Genomic DNA, 15,407 nt, shown 5'->3' with positions numbered 1-15,407 from the left:
ACATAGCCACATGAACTAACCATTGAATTAGTTAACAAGTGATAAATATCAAAAGTCGTTATCTCCTAACTTTATTATTGTGCTTTTTAGTATTTGTTAAGATTAAATGAGTTAAATAGCCCCGCCTTTTCAATCATTATTTATCCATTACTTGTTGGACAACAACTTGCTGAAAATAGCCATCATAGTTTTGCATATTGACAAAACCAGTTTGTGACTCCATCGTATTTAACATGCCCATCGTCATAGCTCGTTTAAGCATCACCTCTACCGGTTCATTTTGGTGAATACCAACAGCCAGCCCAGCTAAAGTTACATCTCCAGAACCAACAGGATTAACCACATTAATTTTAGGAATTGTTACTCGATAATATTGCCCATGACAACGAGCAAAGGCGCCATTTTTACCTAATGATACAATGACAAAAGCGATGTTATCCAACAAAGGATGATTGACCGCTGAAATCAGTGAATCAATATTTTGTTCATCAATATTAACTTGTAGAATTTGTTGTAGTTCACTCTTATTGGGTTTAATCAAATAAGGTTTATTTTGGGAGATTAACACTTCATGCAACATGTTGCCAGATGAATCAAGTAAAACGGGAATATTGTTTTTATTTGCTTTTTCAATAAGTTGAACATAAAAATTAACAGGAAAACCTTGGGGCAACGATCCAGAAATTGTGATTACTTTGGCCTGACTTAATAGTGTCTGATAATGATTGAAAAAATGAATCACATCTTGTTCAGTTAATACAGGACCTGATTCAAGAATTTCAGTTTGATTCCCTTCATGTAAAATTGCTATACAATTTCTTGATTCTTGCTCTGTAATATAAAAATCATATTTGATATCATCTTCAGTCAATTTTTTTTGAATATATTCACCCGTAGTGCCACCAACAATACCCGAAGCTAATACATCTATCCCCGAATATTTAATCCCCCGAGTTACATTCAGTCCCTTTCCTCCGGCTGTTTTTCTGACGTCTTTTACTCGATTAATATCATTAATGTTAAATTTTGCCAGTGGATAAGAGATATCCACCGAAGGGTTCATCGTAATGGTTAATATCATGTTTTTTCCTACACAAATGATGTTCTACTATTGTTTATGAGAAATATTCAACTTACTTAATCTGGTTAATATGATGTAAGAAAAAAGTTTGTAACAGTATTAGTCTTTGCTTAAATTAGATAAGCTGAAATTGATGATTTTTTATAAACTGCATTCCATCGGAATCCCATCATACTTGTATTTTATACAGTTATAAAACCAACACCTTTTGCTTCAAATTCTTGTTTACATCGACTGTTAACATCAATATCAGTAATAATCGTATCAAGCTGGCTCATTGGTAACACAACATTGATACCATTACGCCCAAACTTTGATGAATCTAAAACCGCAATCACATGTTTTGCAGCTTTAGCCATAACGCTACTAATAGTATAACCTTCATTAAACGTTGTTATTCCTCTTTCAGCATCAATCCCGTCTGCGCCAACAAACAAAATATCTGCTGAAATGCCGGCTAATGATTGCTCAGCAATTTTTCCATGAAAAGAACGCGTTTTGTGTCTAAGCGTACCACCACACATAAACAACATGATGTCACTATTATCTGATAAGATAAATGCTGACGTTAGACTATTGGTAATCACTGTAATATGTTTTAGTTTTACCAGCTCTTCAGCTATTAACATAGTTGTACTACCGCTATCTAAAATAATAGTATCACCTTCTTTAACATGTTTAACTGCTTCAATTGCAATACGTTTTTTTGCTTCTATAAATCGCTGATAGCGCTCTTCTAATTGTAACTCTTTAAACGATTTTATTTCTCCATTATCAACGATTTTAGTTGCTCCACCATGAAAACGAATTAGTACGCCTTGTTTTTCTAACAATCTGAGATCAGTTCGAATCGTGACTTCGGAAACCTCATATTGCTGAGATAAATCACTCACCAATAAAGTACCTTTCATATTAATAAGCTCTAATATCTGTTGACGTCTTTCACTTGCATTCATATTATTTCCTTTTTCGAAAATTTTTCAGCAGTGTATAACAAACAAAATCAAAAGATAAGCGCTCTTTTTCATGGTGGAATTAATTTAAAATTCTAACGACAATTTAATAAAATTTTGCCATTCATGGGTTGTCCATTCAAACTACTTACTTCATGAATAAAGGTGTCAAAATCACCAATCACAGCAATGAGATCATCAAGCTTAATTTTGCCGTCTACAAAAAATTGGCTCACCAGTTGCCACTCTTTACCAGGCCAAGGATCGGAATAGTTCATCCAACTACCTAAGATTGCAAGCTCCTTCCTTAAAATCAAACCAAATGTTTTTTCTGGCAAGGTAAGATCATTATGCAATGTGCCAATCAAACAGACCTTAGCTCTAGGACCGGCAATTTCGATAGCTAATTTAACCGTAATAGGCGATCCTGCGGTTTCTAAAACAATTTGCTCAAAACGGCATGATGACAGAGCTTGATGAATATCTTGCGCGGATAAATATTTAGAATTATAGACAGCATCAGCACCTAATTTTTGAGCTAGTTTTAAACGCTCGTCATTGATATCAACAACCGCAATTGATTTAGCCCCCATCGCTTTGGCACATAACAGGGAAAGTAACCCTATTGTGCCACCACCGACAATCACTAAATTTTTATCTTGGCATCCTTTCGCCAATAATAGTGCATGCATACCCACTGTCATTGGTTCAAAAAAAGCGCCTTCCAGTGCATTTACCCCTTTGGGCAACTTAAAAGCGTTTTTTTGATCTAATACTATATATTGAGCAAATCCACCCGCCATTCTTGATCCGACAAAGGTATAGTTTTTACACAGTGAATAATAATGTTTTTGGCATTCATCACATTTAAAACAAGGCAATAAAGGCACACAAGAGATCAAATCACCAATCGCAAAGCCTGTAACCGCCTCGCCTTTTTCAACCACGGTACCACTAAACTCATGACCCAGTGTAATTGGATAAAAATGTGCAGCATGATGAAAGATTCTTGGGATATCAGAACCACATAAACCACAATAAGCCACTTTTACTAAAATTTGATTTTGTGAAGTTATTTTAGGTACTTCAACATGTTGTACAGCTAAAGTTCCGTCTTCATTGACAATAACCGTTTTCATTTTAATTTCCTTACTTTAGTCATCACATTTTGTTAATGTATTGCTTTTACTTATCGCTCATAGTCAAAGCCAGTTAATTTGCTTTAAAGTACAATGTATAATCTATTGATTAATATGTTCTTTTGCTATTGCTTGCTGTTGCAATAGTTTATATTTTTGTGCGCGTTTCCAGGTTAAATACAGGCAGAACAAATAAAAGATACCAATAACTGCAAAACCAATAGGTTGTTTTAAATTAACTAACTGAACCATGATATAGGTAATAGGCGAACCACCTTGATCCATTGCGCCAACTGCAATACCATTACCTGCCACAATTGTGCCGGCGTTTATAGCTAATTGCGTTGTTAATGGCACCATCTGTGTGGCAATCCAAAGCGTAATAGCAATTATTATTGAACCTGAAATAATAATTCTGAATAAATTACCTTGATGTATTGCAACGCCCATCGCAATAAAAAAGCCAATTGTTGCTAAATCACCAAAAGGTAATACCTCATTACCGGGAAGAACGATGGCAATAAAAATACTTAATGGAATAAAAATTAAACTGGCAGATACGACTGTTGAGTGGCCGAGTAATAAGGCAGGATCTAAACCAATTAAAAAGTCTTGCCCGCCAAATTTTGACTGTAAATGTTTACGTGCTTGTTTAGAAATGGGGGTTAATCCATCCATGATGGGTTTAATCACTCTTGGCATTAATAACATGACTGCCGCAGTTTGAATCGCCAGTTGTAATGTTTGTTTGACGCCATAACCTGCAAGTAATCCTAACAATATCCCCATAAATAAACCAACTGTAACCGGTTCGCCAAATGCGCCAAACCGTTTTTGCATATCAACAGCATTAAAATTAATTTTGTTAATGAAAGGGATTTTTTCAATTACTGTATCAACAAACACAGCTATCGGACCACAATATGCTGAGGTACCATGAGGCACGGCAATTCCATCTAACTCAAAAAAATCTTTTGTATCGTTAGCAAACCAATCACCTAATTTATAAGCAATAATGGCATGCACAATAACACCTAGAATTCCTAACCAATAAGATCCAGTCGCGATATAAACAAGTGCGCCAGTAAATGTCATGTGCCAGATATTCCAAATATCAACATTCACCACACGCGTCAATTTTAAAATTAACATAACTATATTGACGACAATGGCGATAGGTATGGCTACTAAGGCAATTTGTGAGGCCCAAGTCATTGGCGCTGCACCTGGCCATCCAACATCAACAATACTAAGACTAATATCAAACCGTTCCGCCATTGCTTGCGCCGCAGGTCCGACAGAACTAGTTAATAAACCAACAACCAATCCAATACCGACAAAACCAATACCTATATGGATTCCAGCTTTTAATGAATCACCCAATTTCATTCTTAACGCTAACGAAAATAGGATAATGACAATAGGTAACATTACTGATGGACCTAGATCCAAAATGTACTGCATAATTTCAGTAAACATAGATTTATCCTTTTAAAATAGATAAGATTTTTTGTTTGAGTTGATCGATACCCACACCAGAAACAAAAGGCATGCCATGCACAATAGGAATATCACCAAACTGTTGATCCATCTTTGCTGTAGTACAAATTAAGTCGACATCATCAATAAACGTGTTTATTTCGTTTATACGACATTGAATAAGATCAAGTTGAATATTATTTTCATTGCATAGTTCTTTTATTTCTTCCGCGGCTAATGTCGAAGTTGCAACAGCACCACCACAGGCAACAATAATCTTTTTTTTCATAAAAACTCCTGTAACTCATTAATGAAATATTACATTTTCAAAATGCGTCGCAATTTGTTCTTGCGATGCATTTAGAAGAAACTGATAAAATTCTTCATTTTGCAAATTAGTAAATAAGGCTTTTAAAAGCGCTAATTGATCTGCTGGGGAGGTAACAACTAACGAAATAATTAGCGAGACATCAACTAAACTATCATCATCAGCCCGATTGAAAGCAACCGGTGAGCCTGTTCGCAAAATAAAAATAGCAGGGGTATTGGCATGTTCAGCTTCACAGTGAGGAATCGCAACAGCATAATTATCAAATGCAATGCCGGTTGGAAAGGCATTTTCTCTTGCGATAAGTGCTTGCAAATGACTTTTTTTAACAATTGCTTTTTGTTGTAATTGCTCACTGATATAGGTTAATGCTTCTAATTGATTTTTAAAAACAAGGTTGTCTTCGAAAAGAAGCCGGCATTTTTTCATAATTGATCTCCATACTTGATTTATATTATTTCGAAAACAAAAGCTATATCGAAAGATTATTTTCTTTCGAATATAAAAGCAAATAGCAATAATAAGTTTTGTGATCGAAATCTATTTTTTTCAAATAAAGAGAAATAAATCATCTCCATCTAATTGAGATAGCAAGAGATAAAATCTGATCACGATCACAAAAAAATGTTTTATCTATTGCAAAAAAAGATTAATGTGACAAAATGTTACCCGTAACAAAGGAATAATAAGGATAAACAATGACTAAAAAAAATAAACAAGTTTTTGTTTTTATGGGAGTATCTGGTTGCGGAAAATCAGCAGTCGCAAAGCAAGTGGCTTATGACCTTGATGCTGCTTTTCTTGATGGCGATTTTTTACATTCTAAAGAAAACATCATAAAAATGCGTAATGGTATCCCACTAAATGATGATGATCGTATGCCTTGGCTCCATTTAATCAGTAATGCAGCATTTGCAATGAGTAATGTTAATAATATTTCGATCATAATTTGTTCATCGTTAAAAAAACGCTATCGAGATATTATTCGGGGTGAGAATGAAAATGTTCACTTTATATACTTAAAAGGTAGCTTTGATGTTATTGCTGAACGGTTAGCAAAACGTGAAGGGCATTATCAAAAAGCCAATATGTTGCAATCACAATTTGATACCTTAGAAGAGCCGACGCCTGATGAAAAAGAGGTTTATACCATCAATATCGAACAGCCATTAGCAGGGGTTATCAACGATACTGAAAACGTCATCCGTTCAATTTGCCACTGCTTTTAACATAAAAAAATAAAAATAATATAACAATAAAAATTAAGAGGTTAATGTGAATCCAACAGTTCAAGCAGTTACACAGCGTATTATAGAGCGCTCAAAAGCTTCGCGTGAAGCTTATTTACAAAAAATAGAACATGCCATGTCCAAAAAAGTCAATCGAGCCAATCTGCCTTGCAGTAATTTAGCACATGGTTTTGCCGCTTGTTGTATTGATGATAAAAATGACTTAAAAAATATATTAAAAAGTAATATTGGCATTATTAGTGCTTATAACGATATGTTATCAGCGCACAAACCTTATGAATTTTATCCAGAACAGATACGAAAAGTGCTGCATAAACTAGGTGCTGTTGGTCAAATGGCTGGCGGCGTACCTGCTATGTGTGATGGCGTTACACAAGGTGAGCCGGGGATGGAACTTTCGTTAATGAGTCGAGATATCATTGCTATGTCAGTTGCTATTGGTTTGTCACACAATATGTTTGATGGCGCTTTATATCTTGGTATATGTGATAAAATTGTACCAGGATTATTTATCGGTGCGCTCACTTTTGGGCACTTACCGGCTATTTTTATACCAGCCGGTCCTATGCCTTCAGGTTTACCAAATAAAGAAAAAGTTCGTATACGTCAACTTTATTCAGAAGGAAAAGCCTCCCGCGAAGATTTATTAGAATCTGAATCAGCGTCATACCATACCAGCGGAACGTGTACTTTTTATGGCACAGCAAATAGTAACCAAATGGTCATTGAACTTATGGGATTACATTTACCGGGAGCCGCATTTGTCCATCCAGAAACAGCATTACGCTTCGAGTTAACTAATGCAGCCGCTCAACAAATTACTCGCCTCACAAATCAATCAGGTAATTATATGCCTGTTGGTAGAATGGTTGATGAAAAAGTAATTGTAAATGGTTTAGTGGCATTACTCGCGACAGGTGGCTCAACCAATCTAACTATGCATATTGTTGCTATGGCTAAGGCTGCTGGAATTATCGTTAATTGGGATGATATTTCGGATCTTTCAACAGTTGTTCCGCTCTTATGTCGAATTTATCCAAATGGCCCTGCGGATATTAATTATTTTCAGGCTGCTGGAGGAACATCACTACTTGTTAGAGAATTGCTTGAAGGTGGTCTATTACACGAAGATGTTGAAACTGTTGTTGGACGAGGTCTTAGCCACTATACCAAAGAGCCTATTTTAGAAAATGGTAAATTAATTTTCCGCGAAGGTCCAAAAAAATCACTCGACGAAAATGTTATCGCTTCAATTAAAAAACCATTTGATTCACATGGCGGCTTAAAAGTCATGTCTGGTAATTTAGGGCGAGCTATTATGAAAACCTCAGCTATCGCTAAAAAGCATCAAATAATTGAAGCACCAGCAGTAATATTTAATAGTCAATATGATTTAGATGCAGATTATAAAGCAGGTAAGTTAGATAAAGATTGTGTTGTTGTTGTTCGTTATCAAGGACCTAAAGCAATTGGTATGCCTGAATTACATAAACTGATTACACCACTCGGTGTTTTACAAGATCGTGGGTACAAAGTTGCGTTATTAACGGATGGTCGATTATCTGGTGCATCAGGCAAAGTACCAGCAGCAATTCATGTGACGCCAGAAGCTTACGAAGGAGGATTGTTAAGTAAAGTGCAAGAGGGAGATATTATTCGAGTTAATGGTCAAACGGGTGAAATCACTTTACTTGTAGATGAAGCTGAACTCGCTAAGCGTCAACCTTATGCATTTGATTTACATGATTCTCATTATGGCTATGGCCGTGAGCTTTTTTCGGTTATTCGGGAAAATTTAACTTCAGCAGAACAAGGGGCGGTGAGCTTTTAATTCAATTTTCTGCCGCATGTTGCGGCAGAAATCTCAATATATCATGTAATTAGCCTTTATCTTAAACTTCATGATACATCATTAGGCGACTTAGCATGAATTATTTTTTAATGAAATTATCCACTAACAAATCAACTACATCTCCCATTTTGCCGTGCAATGAGGCTTTTACACTATAAAGCGCCATGCCCATCACTTGTGACGCTTGGATTTCAGGTGGCATAACAAGCTCATTTGAGCTGGTTTTCACATCTAACAATGCAGGGCCTGGGTGTGATAAAAATGATTGCATTGCTGCTTCTAGCAGATCAGAGTCTTCTACACTTATTGCAAACAATCCCATAGATTCAGCAACTTTAGCAAAATTAGGGTTTTGTAGGTCGGTGTAATGATCAACTAATCCTTCTACTTTCTGCTCTAATTCAACAAAATTAAGTGAACCATTGTTAAGTACGATAATTTTTATTGGTAATTTTTCTTGGATGGTGGTTAATAAATCCCCCATTAACATACTAATACCGCCGTCACCAGATAAAGTTATGACTTGGCGATTAGGAAATGCCTTTTGTACACCTAACGCTTGAGGCATCGCATTTGCCATTGTGCCATGTTTTAAACTAATTACGGTGCGTCTTTTACCATTAGTATTAAAATGTCTACATGCCCAAACCATAGCAGATCCAACATCAGCACAAAGAACCGCATCATCTGTTGCATATTTATCCACTAATTCAGTTAAATATTGAGGATGAATGGTTGCTTTTGAAGGCATTGATTTTTTATTCAATTTATTCATTGATTTGGTGTATAGCTCACGACATTTGACTAAGAAAGCTGTCTCTTGCTTTTCGTTAATTAATGGCAGTAAAGCTGTAATTGTTGGTTTAGTACTACCAACAACGCCCACACTCACAGGATGACGTCGTCCAAGATGCGTAGCATCAATGTCAACTTGGATAATGATTGCTTTATTTGGGTAAAATTGTGACCAAGCAAAATCAGCACCTAACATAAGTAGTACGTCACAATCTTTGATTGCGGTCGAACCAGATTCAACCCCAAACATACCAGTCATACCCACATTATATGGGTTATCATATTCAACAAAATCTTTGGCTCTTGATGTATGCACAATTGGTGCTTTTAGTTTTTCTGCAAGACCAATTAATTCATCATGAGCCTCATGGGCGCCTTGTCCGGCAAAGATTGCTATCTTATGATTTTTATTTAATATATCGGCAATTTGATTAAGTTCTTCGTTAGAAGGATGAATAATTGGTTTAGGATGGTAAATTTTATGACCACTATTATCTTCTACTTTTTCTAAACTAATATTATAAGGAATGACTAAAACAGCTACGCCTCGTTGATTAATCGCAGCTTGAACTGCCGCTGTGGTTATTTGTCTTGCTTGTGTTGGATCATTTATTTCCTGACAAAATACCGAACAATTTTTATAAACAGAAGGAAAATCAACTTCTTGTGGAAAATCAGTTCCTCTTTGTGAAGTAACCAATTGGCTTGCTAATAAAATAACTGGTACTTTATTACGTTGCGCTTCGTAAATGCCATTAATAAAGTGTAAGCTTCCTGGTCCACATGAACCTGCACATGCGGTTATTTGATCAGTTAGATAAGCTTCAGCGCCTGCGGCAAAAGCCCCCACTTCCTCATGACGAACGTGCACCCACTCAATATCACTTTTTTTAATGGCAGATGTAATTTGGTTTAATGTATCGCCCACAATCCCATAACAATGTTTAACACCGGCTTCACCTAAAACATCGACTATAATTTGTGCTACTGATTTTTTTGATGACATAGTTTCTCCTAAAAACTTTTATTGTTTTATTCCACTTTTAGATGCATAAATTACACCTACTTTGCCATAATGCGAATAGGTTATAAAAAAAACAGCAGAAAATGTTAAAAATGTAATAATAAAGTGGTCAATTTTAAGATAACTTTACTCAGCAATATTCCCTATTACAATAAATCAATGTATTATGTTTAACATAGTATTTACTTCATAGAGTTGCTTTTGTGAAACAATTGTCATCTGAGCATGGGTTAATATCATCAATTTCTGCTCTGTTACCTGATTATTTATCCCAATATTTTCCATTATTAATTATTTGTATATTGTTATTGATCGCAATTTTACTATTTTCGTTTAGTAAATTGAGAATGGACATAATAGCGATACTGACAATTACCGCTATTACCATTACAGGTATATTAACACCATCTGAAGCATTAGCCGGATTTAGCGATCCCAATATCGTTCTTATTGCATTATTATTTATCATTGGTGAAAGCCTAGTTAGAACCGGTATATCGTTTAAAATGAGTGAATATATCCTAAAAATAGCGGGTAAGAACGATATTCGTATCATCATTTATATTATGCTGGGCTCTGCTCTACTCGGTTCAATAATGAGTTCTACTGGCGTAGTTGCAATTTTTATTCCGGTTGCTATCAGTATTGCCAATCATACGGGTATTCATGTCAAAAAATTGATGATGCCACTTTGTATTGCCGCTCTTATTAGCGGTATGATGACTTTAGTTGCAACTGCACCAAATTTAGTCGTAAATAGTGAACTTAGCCATTTTAAATTAACTGAGTTTGGTTTTTTCTCAATTACGCCAATAGGTTTAGGCGTATTGTTTGTTGGTCTTATATACTGTGTATTAACTCGTAACTGGTTACTTACCGCAGATCAGCTTGCGCCAACAACAATTCAACCGCAAAGACGACGAATTACGGATTTGATTCGTGACTATAAATTAATTGGTCGAGCACATCGTGCGCAAATTTTAGCGGGTTCACCTTTTGTTGGTCGAACCATCGATGGCCTACACTTGCGTAGTGAACATGGCGTAAATGTTATTGGTATTGAACGTTGGCGTAAATTCCAAAAGGTTCTTATTCCCGTCAATGGTTCAACTGAATTTAGAGAAAACGATATATTACTGCTTGATATGTCACACTCCGAAGCCGACTATCGTACTTTTCTAAATACCAATAATCTTGAACCTAAGGTATTGCGTGGTGAATATTTTTCAGAACAAGTTAAAGAGGTCGGTATGGCTGAAGTTGCCTTATTACCGGAATCAAGCTTATGTGGTAAAACACTTAATGAAATCGATTTTCGTAGTAAATATTTTTTGACCGTAATCGGTATTTGGCGTAATCATGCTCCTGTTGAAACTAATAACTTATTCCAAGAACGATTAGAAATGAGTGATACCCTGTTAGTCTGTGGAGATTGGGGATCAATTCAAAAACTACAAACCCGTACCAGTGATTTTGTAGTACTCGATTATCCTTCCGATATCGATGACATTGCTCCAGCAAGCTCACAAGCTTATGCTGCCTTAATTAATTTAGCTATCATGATTATATTGATGGTAACCGGTATTGTGCCAAATGTTGTTGCAGCACTTATTGCCTGTTTATTAATGGGCGCAACAAAGTGCATTGATATGACTAATGCCTACAAGTCGATACACTGGCCAACATTAATTTTAATTATAGGGATGATGCCTTTTGCATTAGCACTAAATAAAACTGGTGGTATATCACTCATTTCGGCTTGGCTTGAAGTCCATTTACGATCTTTTGGTCCATATATGGTACTTACCTTTGTTTTTTTATTATGTTCAATTGTCGGATTATTTATTTCTAATACAGCGACCGCCATATTAATCGCGCCAATTGCGATTGATTTGGCCTTAAAATTTGGTTATTCCCCTTATCCATTCGCTATGACTGTTGCCATCGCAACCTCTGCGTCGTTTATCACACCCGTTTCTTCGCCAGTTAAAACGATGGTAGTTGCGCCTGGGGGGTATAGTTTTAGTGATTTTGTTAAAGTTGGCGTACCATTAACCTTTTTAGTGATGGCGGTTGATATTGCTTTAGTGCCAATATTCTTCCCGTTTTAAAGCTTAACGGCTATAATGATTGACAAATGATAATATTAATACATACTTGACGAAATTAATGAATAGGAGAATTAAAAAATGATGAATTTTCTACAAACTATTTTAGCTCTAGCGGTTGCAGCCGCGATTATTATCGGTTTACTGACTTTTATCGGATTACTGGCTAAGTTTCAATGTTATAGAACTATAAAACAAGTTGAATCTGGCAAAATGAGTGATGCCACATTGATGCGCCGTTATAATATGACCAAAAAATATAAAGACAGTGTTTTTTGGACATTTTTTAATTATGGTATTTACTATAAATACGGTAAGAAATTAAATCAAAAAGTTTTTGAAGTTTTTAAAGAATGTATGATTAAACGAAATCTACCTTTATAAAATTTTTACTTATTCTCTTTCTTGAAGCAAAGGCGCTAATTATCAATTAAGCGCCTTTCCGTTTAAAGATTCTCAAGAAAATTTCAGTTATAATGCCACTCATTAATTTCTGATTATGGATAAAGATACATGCCACAAAATATCAAGCCATTAAACATTATTTTTGCAGGTACCCCTGATTTTGCAGCCAAACACCTACAAGCTTTAATCGAAGCGAAACATAATGTGATAGCTGTTTTTACTCAGCCCGATCGCCCAGCTGGACGTGGTAATAAATTAACTGCAAGTCCGGTTAAACAATTAGCCATCGAAAATCATCTTCCTGTTTATCAACCAGCTACACTTAAAACTGAAGAAAATCAAAAAATCATTGCTGAACTCAATGCCGACATTATGATTGTGGTGGCATATGGTCTTATTTTACCGCAAGCTGTGCTTGATATGCCTAAACTAGGTTGCTTAAATGTGCATGGTTCATTATTACCAAGATGGCGTGGCGCCGCCCCTATTCAACGCGCTTGTTGGGCGGGTGATACTTTAACTGGTATTACGATTATGCAAATGGATGCCGGGCTTGATACGGGTGATATGTTATATAAACTCACCTGCCCAATTGAACCTTCTGATACCAGTGCAACGTTATATAACAAGCTGGCACAATTAGGCCCACAAGGACTACTTGATACCTTAACACTAATTATCGAAGGAAAAATCCAACCCGAAAAACAAGATTCATCACAGGTTACTTACGCTGAAAAATTATCTAAACAAGAAGCTAAACTTGATTGGAATCTATCGGCACAACAACTTGAACGTTGCGTTCGCGCCTTTAATCCTTGGCCTGTGAGTTATTTTGACGTTAATGGCGAGCCCGTAAAGGTATGGCAAGCAGAAGTGATAAAAACATCCCACAACCAACCTGTTGGCACTATTTTACAAGCGGATAAAAAAGGAATATGTATTGCAACAAGTGATGGCGCATTAAATATGACACTTTTACAACCTGCTGGTAAAAAACCGATGTCTGCTCAAGATCTATTGAACTCTCGCAAAGCATGGTTTGAAGTAGGTAAGATACTGGGAAAATAGTTTAAAAAGATATTACAGGATAAGTTCCTGTAATATTATCGTTTTTTGGCAAACAGCGTGGCAAAGCGGAGCTTTATTCGGTTGCCATGGATATCCGTTTTATGCAGTTCGCCAACATCTTCATTGTATTTTAGAATATCCCAATTTTGATAATAATTAAGTAGCTCATTCTCTTTAAACGTAAACGAAAATCCTACAGTGCAAGGAAAATCATCAGTTGACATAGCGCAAACAATTAAATTATAACCGCCCGTTTTAGTTATAGTTTGCATATTATGAATAATATCGGGAATTCTATCTGGTTGTAAAAACATCATCACAACAGTTGATATAATTAAATCGTAATTGCCTTTTAAATTGGCTTGGTTAATATCATAAATAGATGCATTGATATGCGATAAATGATCGTTTGCAATAATTTCTTGTAAATTACTAATACTCATTTCTGACTTATCAACGGCATCAACATCAAAACCAAGTAGCTGTAGATAGAGTGAATTACGGCCTGAACCACAACCTAAATCTAACGCTTTTCCGGCCTGAATGATTTGACAAGCGTCCAAAACGTCAGAATGGGTTTTAGTCATTTGATATTTTTTTTGGGTATAATCCTCCGGTTGGCAATAAAAAGCCAACTGGCACTTCAGATCATCTGAAACTTGAGCTATTCGATGCCATTGCTGAGGCTCAATAAATGGAGGCTGATGCTCAACATCAAAAACATATTGAGATATGACATCGCCCTGCTCGGTTAACATATGAAAATTGACATTACCTTTTATAATGTTTAATTTTGCCCAAGTACCTAGTTGTGTATTATGTTTTTCACGAAACAAATCGGGTAAAGTTTTTGCATCCCAAATAGGTAACGTTTTATAGCAAACTAAATCTCTATCTTTCATCATAAAGTACCAACAATGCTGTATAATTGTTGATTATTATAGTCAAGTATTAACCTAATAAACAACTTACTTTTTAGAAATAAAATGACGTTTAAATAAGGAAAAATAAATTTATAGTAGCGAAGTTAACTATATCAACATATAATCATCAACATTCTAAAATATAGAGTAAAAAATATTAGAGGAACAATTTATGGGATTTTTAACAGGTAAACGCATACTGGTTACCGGCGTTGCAAGTAATCGTTCTATTGCTTACGGTATTGCAAAAGCGATGCACCGTGAAGGCGCAGAATTAGCTTTTACTTATCAAAACGAAAAATTAAAAGGCCGTGTTGAAGAGTTTGCTGCTGATTTTAATTCTAAAATCGTTTTACCTTGTGATGTCGCACATGATGAAAGCATCACAACATTATTTACAGAGCTAGCTAAAACTTGGGATAAATTCGATGGTTTTGTACATGCAATTGCCTTCGCTCCTGGTGATCAATTAGATGGTGATTATGTTAACGCCGTAACGCGTGAAGGTTTTGCCATTGCGCATGATATTAGCTCTTATAGCTTTGTTGCGATGGCTAAAGCATGTCGTTCTATGCTAAATCCAAATTCAGGATTAGTTACGCTTTCTTATCTTGGTGCTGAACGAGCAATCCCTAATTATAATGTTATGGGTCTTGCTAAAGCATCTTTAGAAGCAAATGTACGTTATATGGCAAATGCAATGGGACCTGAAGGTATACGCGTTAATGCCATTTCTGCTGGCCCTATTCGTACTTTAGCTGCATCAGGAATTAAAGATTTCAAAAAGATGTTATCACATTGTGAATCAGTAACCCCTATTCGTCGTACAGTAACCATTGAAGATGTAGGTAATTCTGCTGCATTCTTATGTTCAAATTTATCGTCAGGCATTACCGGTGAAGTCATCCATGTTGATGGTGGCTTTAGCATCGCAGCGATGAATGAGTTAGAACTTAAATAAGTTATCGATTCAGTTGTAAAAACGCTAAAATACTCCCACCT

General features: G+C 35.7%; 14 protein-coding genes. 6 read left to right on the top strand and 8 right to left on the bottom strand.

Going from position 1 to position 15,407, the window contains the following annotated elements:
- Positions 1 to 136: 136 nt before the first annotated feature.
- From A9G09_RS08910 to gatA, 6 genes are all read right to left on the bottom strand, one after another.
- On the bottom strand, positions 137 to 1,081 hold the full coding sequence (locus A9G09_RS08910) for a hexose kinase (protein ID WP_065634480.1): 945 nt from the start codon (positions 1,079 to 1,081) through the stop codon (positions 137 to 139).
- A gap of 182 nt (positions 1,082 to 1,263) precedes the next feature.
- Entirely contained in the window at positions 1,264 to 2,037 is a 774-nt protein-coding gene (locus A9G09_RS08905) for a DeoR/GlpR family DNA-binding transcription regulator (protein ID WP_065634479.1), read from the bottom strand.
- Between the two features lie 92 nt (positions 2,038 to 2,129).
- Positions 2,130 to 3,173, bottom strand: coding sequence for an alcohol dehydrogenase catalytic domain-containing protein (locus A9G09_RS08900; protein WP_065634478.1), 1,044 nt, complete (start codon positions 3,171 to 3,173; stop codon positions 2,130 to 2,132).
- 102 nt (positions 3,174 to 3,275) lie between these two features.
- A complete protein-coding gene (locus A9G09_RS08895; RefSeq protein WP_065634477.1) occupies positions 3,276 to 4,652 on the bottom strand; it encodes a PTS galactitol transporter subunit IIC in 1,377 nt (458 codons plus the stop codon).
- 4 nt (positions 4,653 to 4,656) lie between these two features.
- Positions 4,657 to 4,941, bottom strand: coding sequence for a PTS galactitol transporter subunit IIB (gene gatB / locus A9G09_RS08890; protein WP_065634476.1), 285 nt, complete (start codon positions 4,939 to 4,941; stop codon positions 4,657 to 4,659).
- A gap of 18 nt (positions 4,942 to 4,959) precedes the next feature.
- Positions 4,960 to 5,409: a PTS galactitol transporter subunit IIA gene (gene gatA / locus A9G09_RS08885; protein WP_065634475.1), complete on the bottom strand. Its 450-nt coding sequence runs from the start codon at positions 5,407 to 5,409 to the stop codon at positions 4,960 to 4,962.
- A 269-nt stretch (positions 5,410 to 5,678) separates the two neighbouring features.
- Between gatA and A9G09_RS08880 the strand changes: the two genes are divergently transcribed.
- The gene (locus tag A9G09_RS08880) at positions 5,679 to 6,209 is read left to right on the top strand and encodes a gluconokinase, GntK/IdnK-type (RefSeq protein ID WP_065634474.1); all 531 of its coding nucleotides are present in this window, start codon (positions 5,679 to 5,681) and stop codon (positions 6,207 to 6,209) included.
- A gap of 46 nt (positions 6,210 to 6,255) precedes the next feature.
- The gene (gene edd, locus A9G09_RS08875) at positions 6,256 to 8,061 is read left to right on the top strand and encodes a phosphogluconate dehydratase (protein ID WP_065634473.1); all 1,806 of its coding nucleotides are present in this window, start codon (positions 6,256 to 6,258) and stop codon (positions 8,059 to 8,061) included.
- 100 nt (positions 8,062 to 8,161) lie between these two features.
- On the opposite strand, the gene A9G09_RS08870 is transcribed toward edd, so the two are convergent.
- Entirely contained in the window at positions 8,162 to 9,883 is a 1,722-nt protein-coding gene (locus A9G09_RS08870; RefSeq protein WP_065634472.1) for a thiamine pyrophosphate-dependent enzyme, read from the bottom strand.
- Between the two features lie 311 nt (positions 9,884 to 10,194).
- On the opposite strand from A9G09_RS08870, the gene A9G09_RS08865 reads away from it, so the two are divergent.
- From A9G09_RS08865 to fmt, 3 genes are all read left to right on the top strand, one after another.
- Complete coding sequence (locus tag A9G09_RS08865) at positions 10,195 to 12,012, top strand: SLC13 family permease (protein WP_369126357.1); 1,818 nt, start codon at positions 10,195 to 10,197, stop codon at positions 12,010 to 12,012.
- A gap of 78 nt (positions 12,013 to 12,090) precedes the next feature.
- Entirely contained in the window at positions 12,091 to 12,393 is a 303-nt protein-coding gene (locus A9G09_RS08860) for a hypothetical protein (RefSeq protein ID WP_065634471.1), read from the top strand.
- 129 nt (positions 12,394 to 12,522) lie between these two features.
- The gene (fmt, locus tag A9G09_RS08855) at positions 12,523 to 13,482 is read left to right on the top strand and encodes a methionyl-tRNA formyltransferase (RefSeq protein WP_065634470.1); all 960 of its coding nucleotides are present in this window, start codon (positions 12,523 to 12,525) and stop codon (positions 13,480 to 13,482) included.
- 35 nt (positions 13,483 to 13,517) lie between these two features.
- Here fmt and tehB read toward each other — a convergent pair whose 3' ends face one another.
- On the bottom strand, positions 13,518 to 14,384 hold the full coding sequence (gene tehB, locus A9G09_RS08850; RefSeq protein ID WP_065634469.1) for an SAM-dependent methyltransferase TehB: 867 nt from the start codon (positions 14,382 to 14,384) through the stop codon (positions 13,518 to 13,520).
- Positions 14,385 to 14,577: 193 nt separating this feature from the next.
- Between tehB and fabI the strand changes: the two genes are divergently transcribed.
- The gene (gene fabI / locus A9G09_RS08845; RefSeq protein ID WP_065634468.1) at positions 14,578 to 15,366 is read left to right on the top strand and encodes an enoyl-ACP reductase FabI; all 789 of its coding nucleotides are present in this window, start codon (positions 14,578 to 14,580) and stop codon (positions 15,364 to 15,366) included.
- Positions 15,367 to 15,407 lie beyond the last annotated feature (41 nt).

This window comes from Gilliamella sp. wkB292, assembly GCF_001690235.1.
Lineage (GTDB): Bacteria > Pseudomonadota > Gammaproteobacteria > Enterobacterales > Orbaceae > Gilliamella > Gilliamella apicola_F.
Note: the sequence above shows the minus strand (reverse complement) of the source record. Positions and strands in the feature narration are given on the sequence as shown.

Bases quoted from the DNA above. Each gene is read 5' to 3' on its own strand.
- A9G09_RS08910 (WP_065634480.1), bottom strand. From the start codon at position 1,081: ATGATATTAACCATTACGATGAACCCTTCGGTGGATATCTCTTATCCA.
- A9G09_RS08905 (WP_065634479.1), bottom strand. From the start codon at position 2,037: ATGAATGCAAGTGAAAGACGTCAACAGATATTAGAGCTTATTAATATG.
- A9G09_RS08900 (WP_065634478.1), bottom strand. From the start codon at position 3,173: ATGAAAACGGTTATTGTCAATGAAGACGGAACTTTAGCTGTACAACAT.
- A9G09_RS08895 (WP_065634477.1), bottom strand. From the start codon at position 4,652: ATGTTTACTGAAATTATGCAGTACATTTTGGATCTAGGTCCATCAGTA.
- gatB (WP_065634476.1), bottom strand. From the start codon at position 4,941: ATGAAAAAAAAGATTATTGTTGCCTGTGGTGGTGCTGTTGCAACTTCG.
- gatA (WP_065634475.1), bottom strand. From the start codon at position 5,409: ATGAAAAAATGCCGGCTTCTTTTCGAAGACAACCTTGTTTTTAAAAAT.
- A9G09_RS08880 (WP_065634474.1), top strand. From the start codon at position 5,679: ATGACTAAAAAAAATAAACAAGTTTTTGTTTTTATGGGAGTATCTGGT.
- A9G09_RS08870 (WP_065634472.1), bottom strand. From the start codon at position 9,883: ATGTCATCAAAAAAATCAGTAGCACAAATTATAGTCGATGTTTTAGGT.
- A9G09_RS08860 (WP_065634471.1), top strand. From the start codon at position 12,091: ATGATGAATTTTCTACAAACTATTTTAGCTCTAGCGGTTGCAGCCGCG.
- fmt (WP_065634470.1), top strand. From the start codon at position 12,523: ATGCCACAAAATATCAAGCCATTAAACATTATTTTTGCAGGTACCCCT.
- tehB (WP_065634469.1), bottom strand. From the start codon at position 14,384: ATGAAAGATAGAGATTTAGTTTGCTATAAAACGTTACCTATTTGGGAT.
- fabI (WP_065634468.1), top strand. From the start codon at position 14,578: ATGGGATTTTTAACAGGTAAACGCATACTGGTTACCGGCGTTGCAAGT.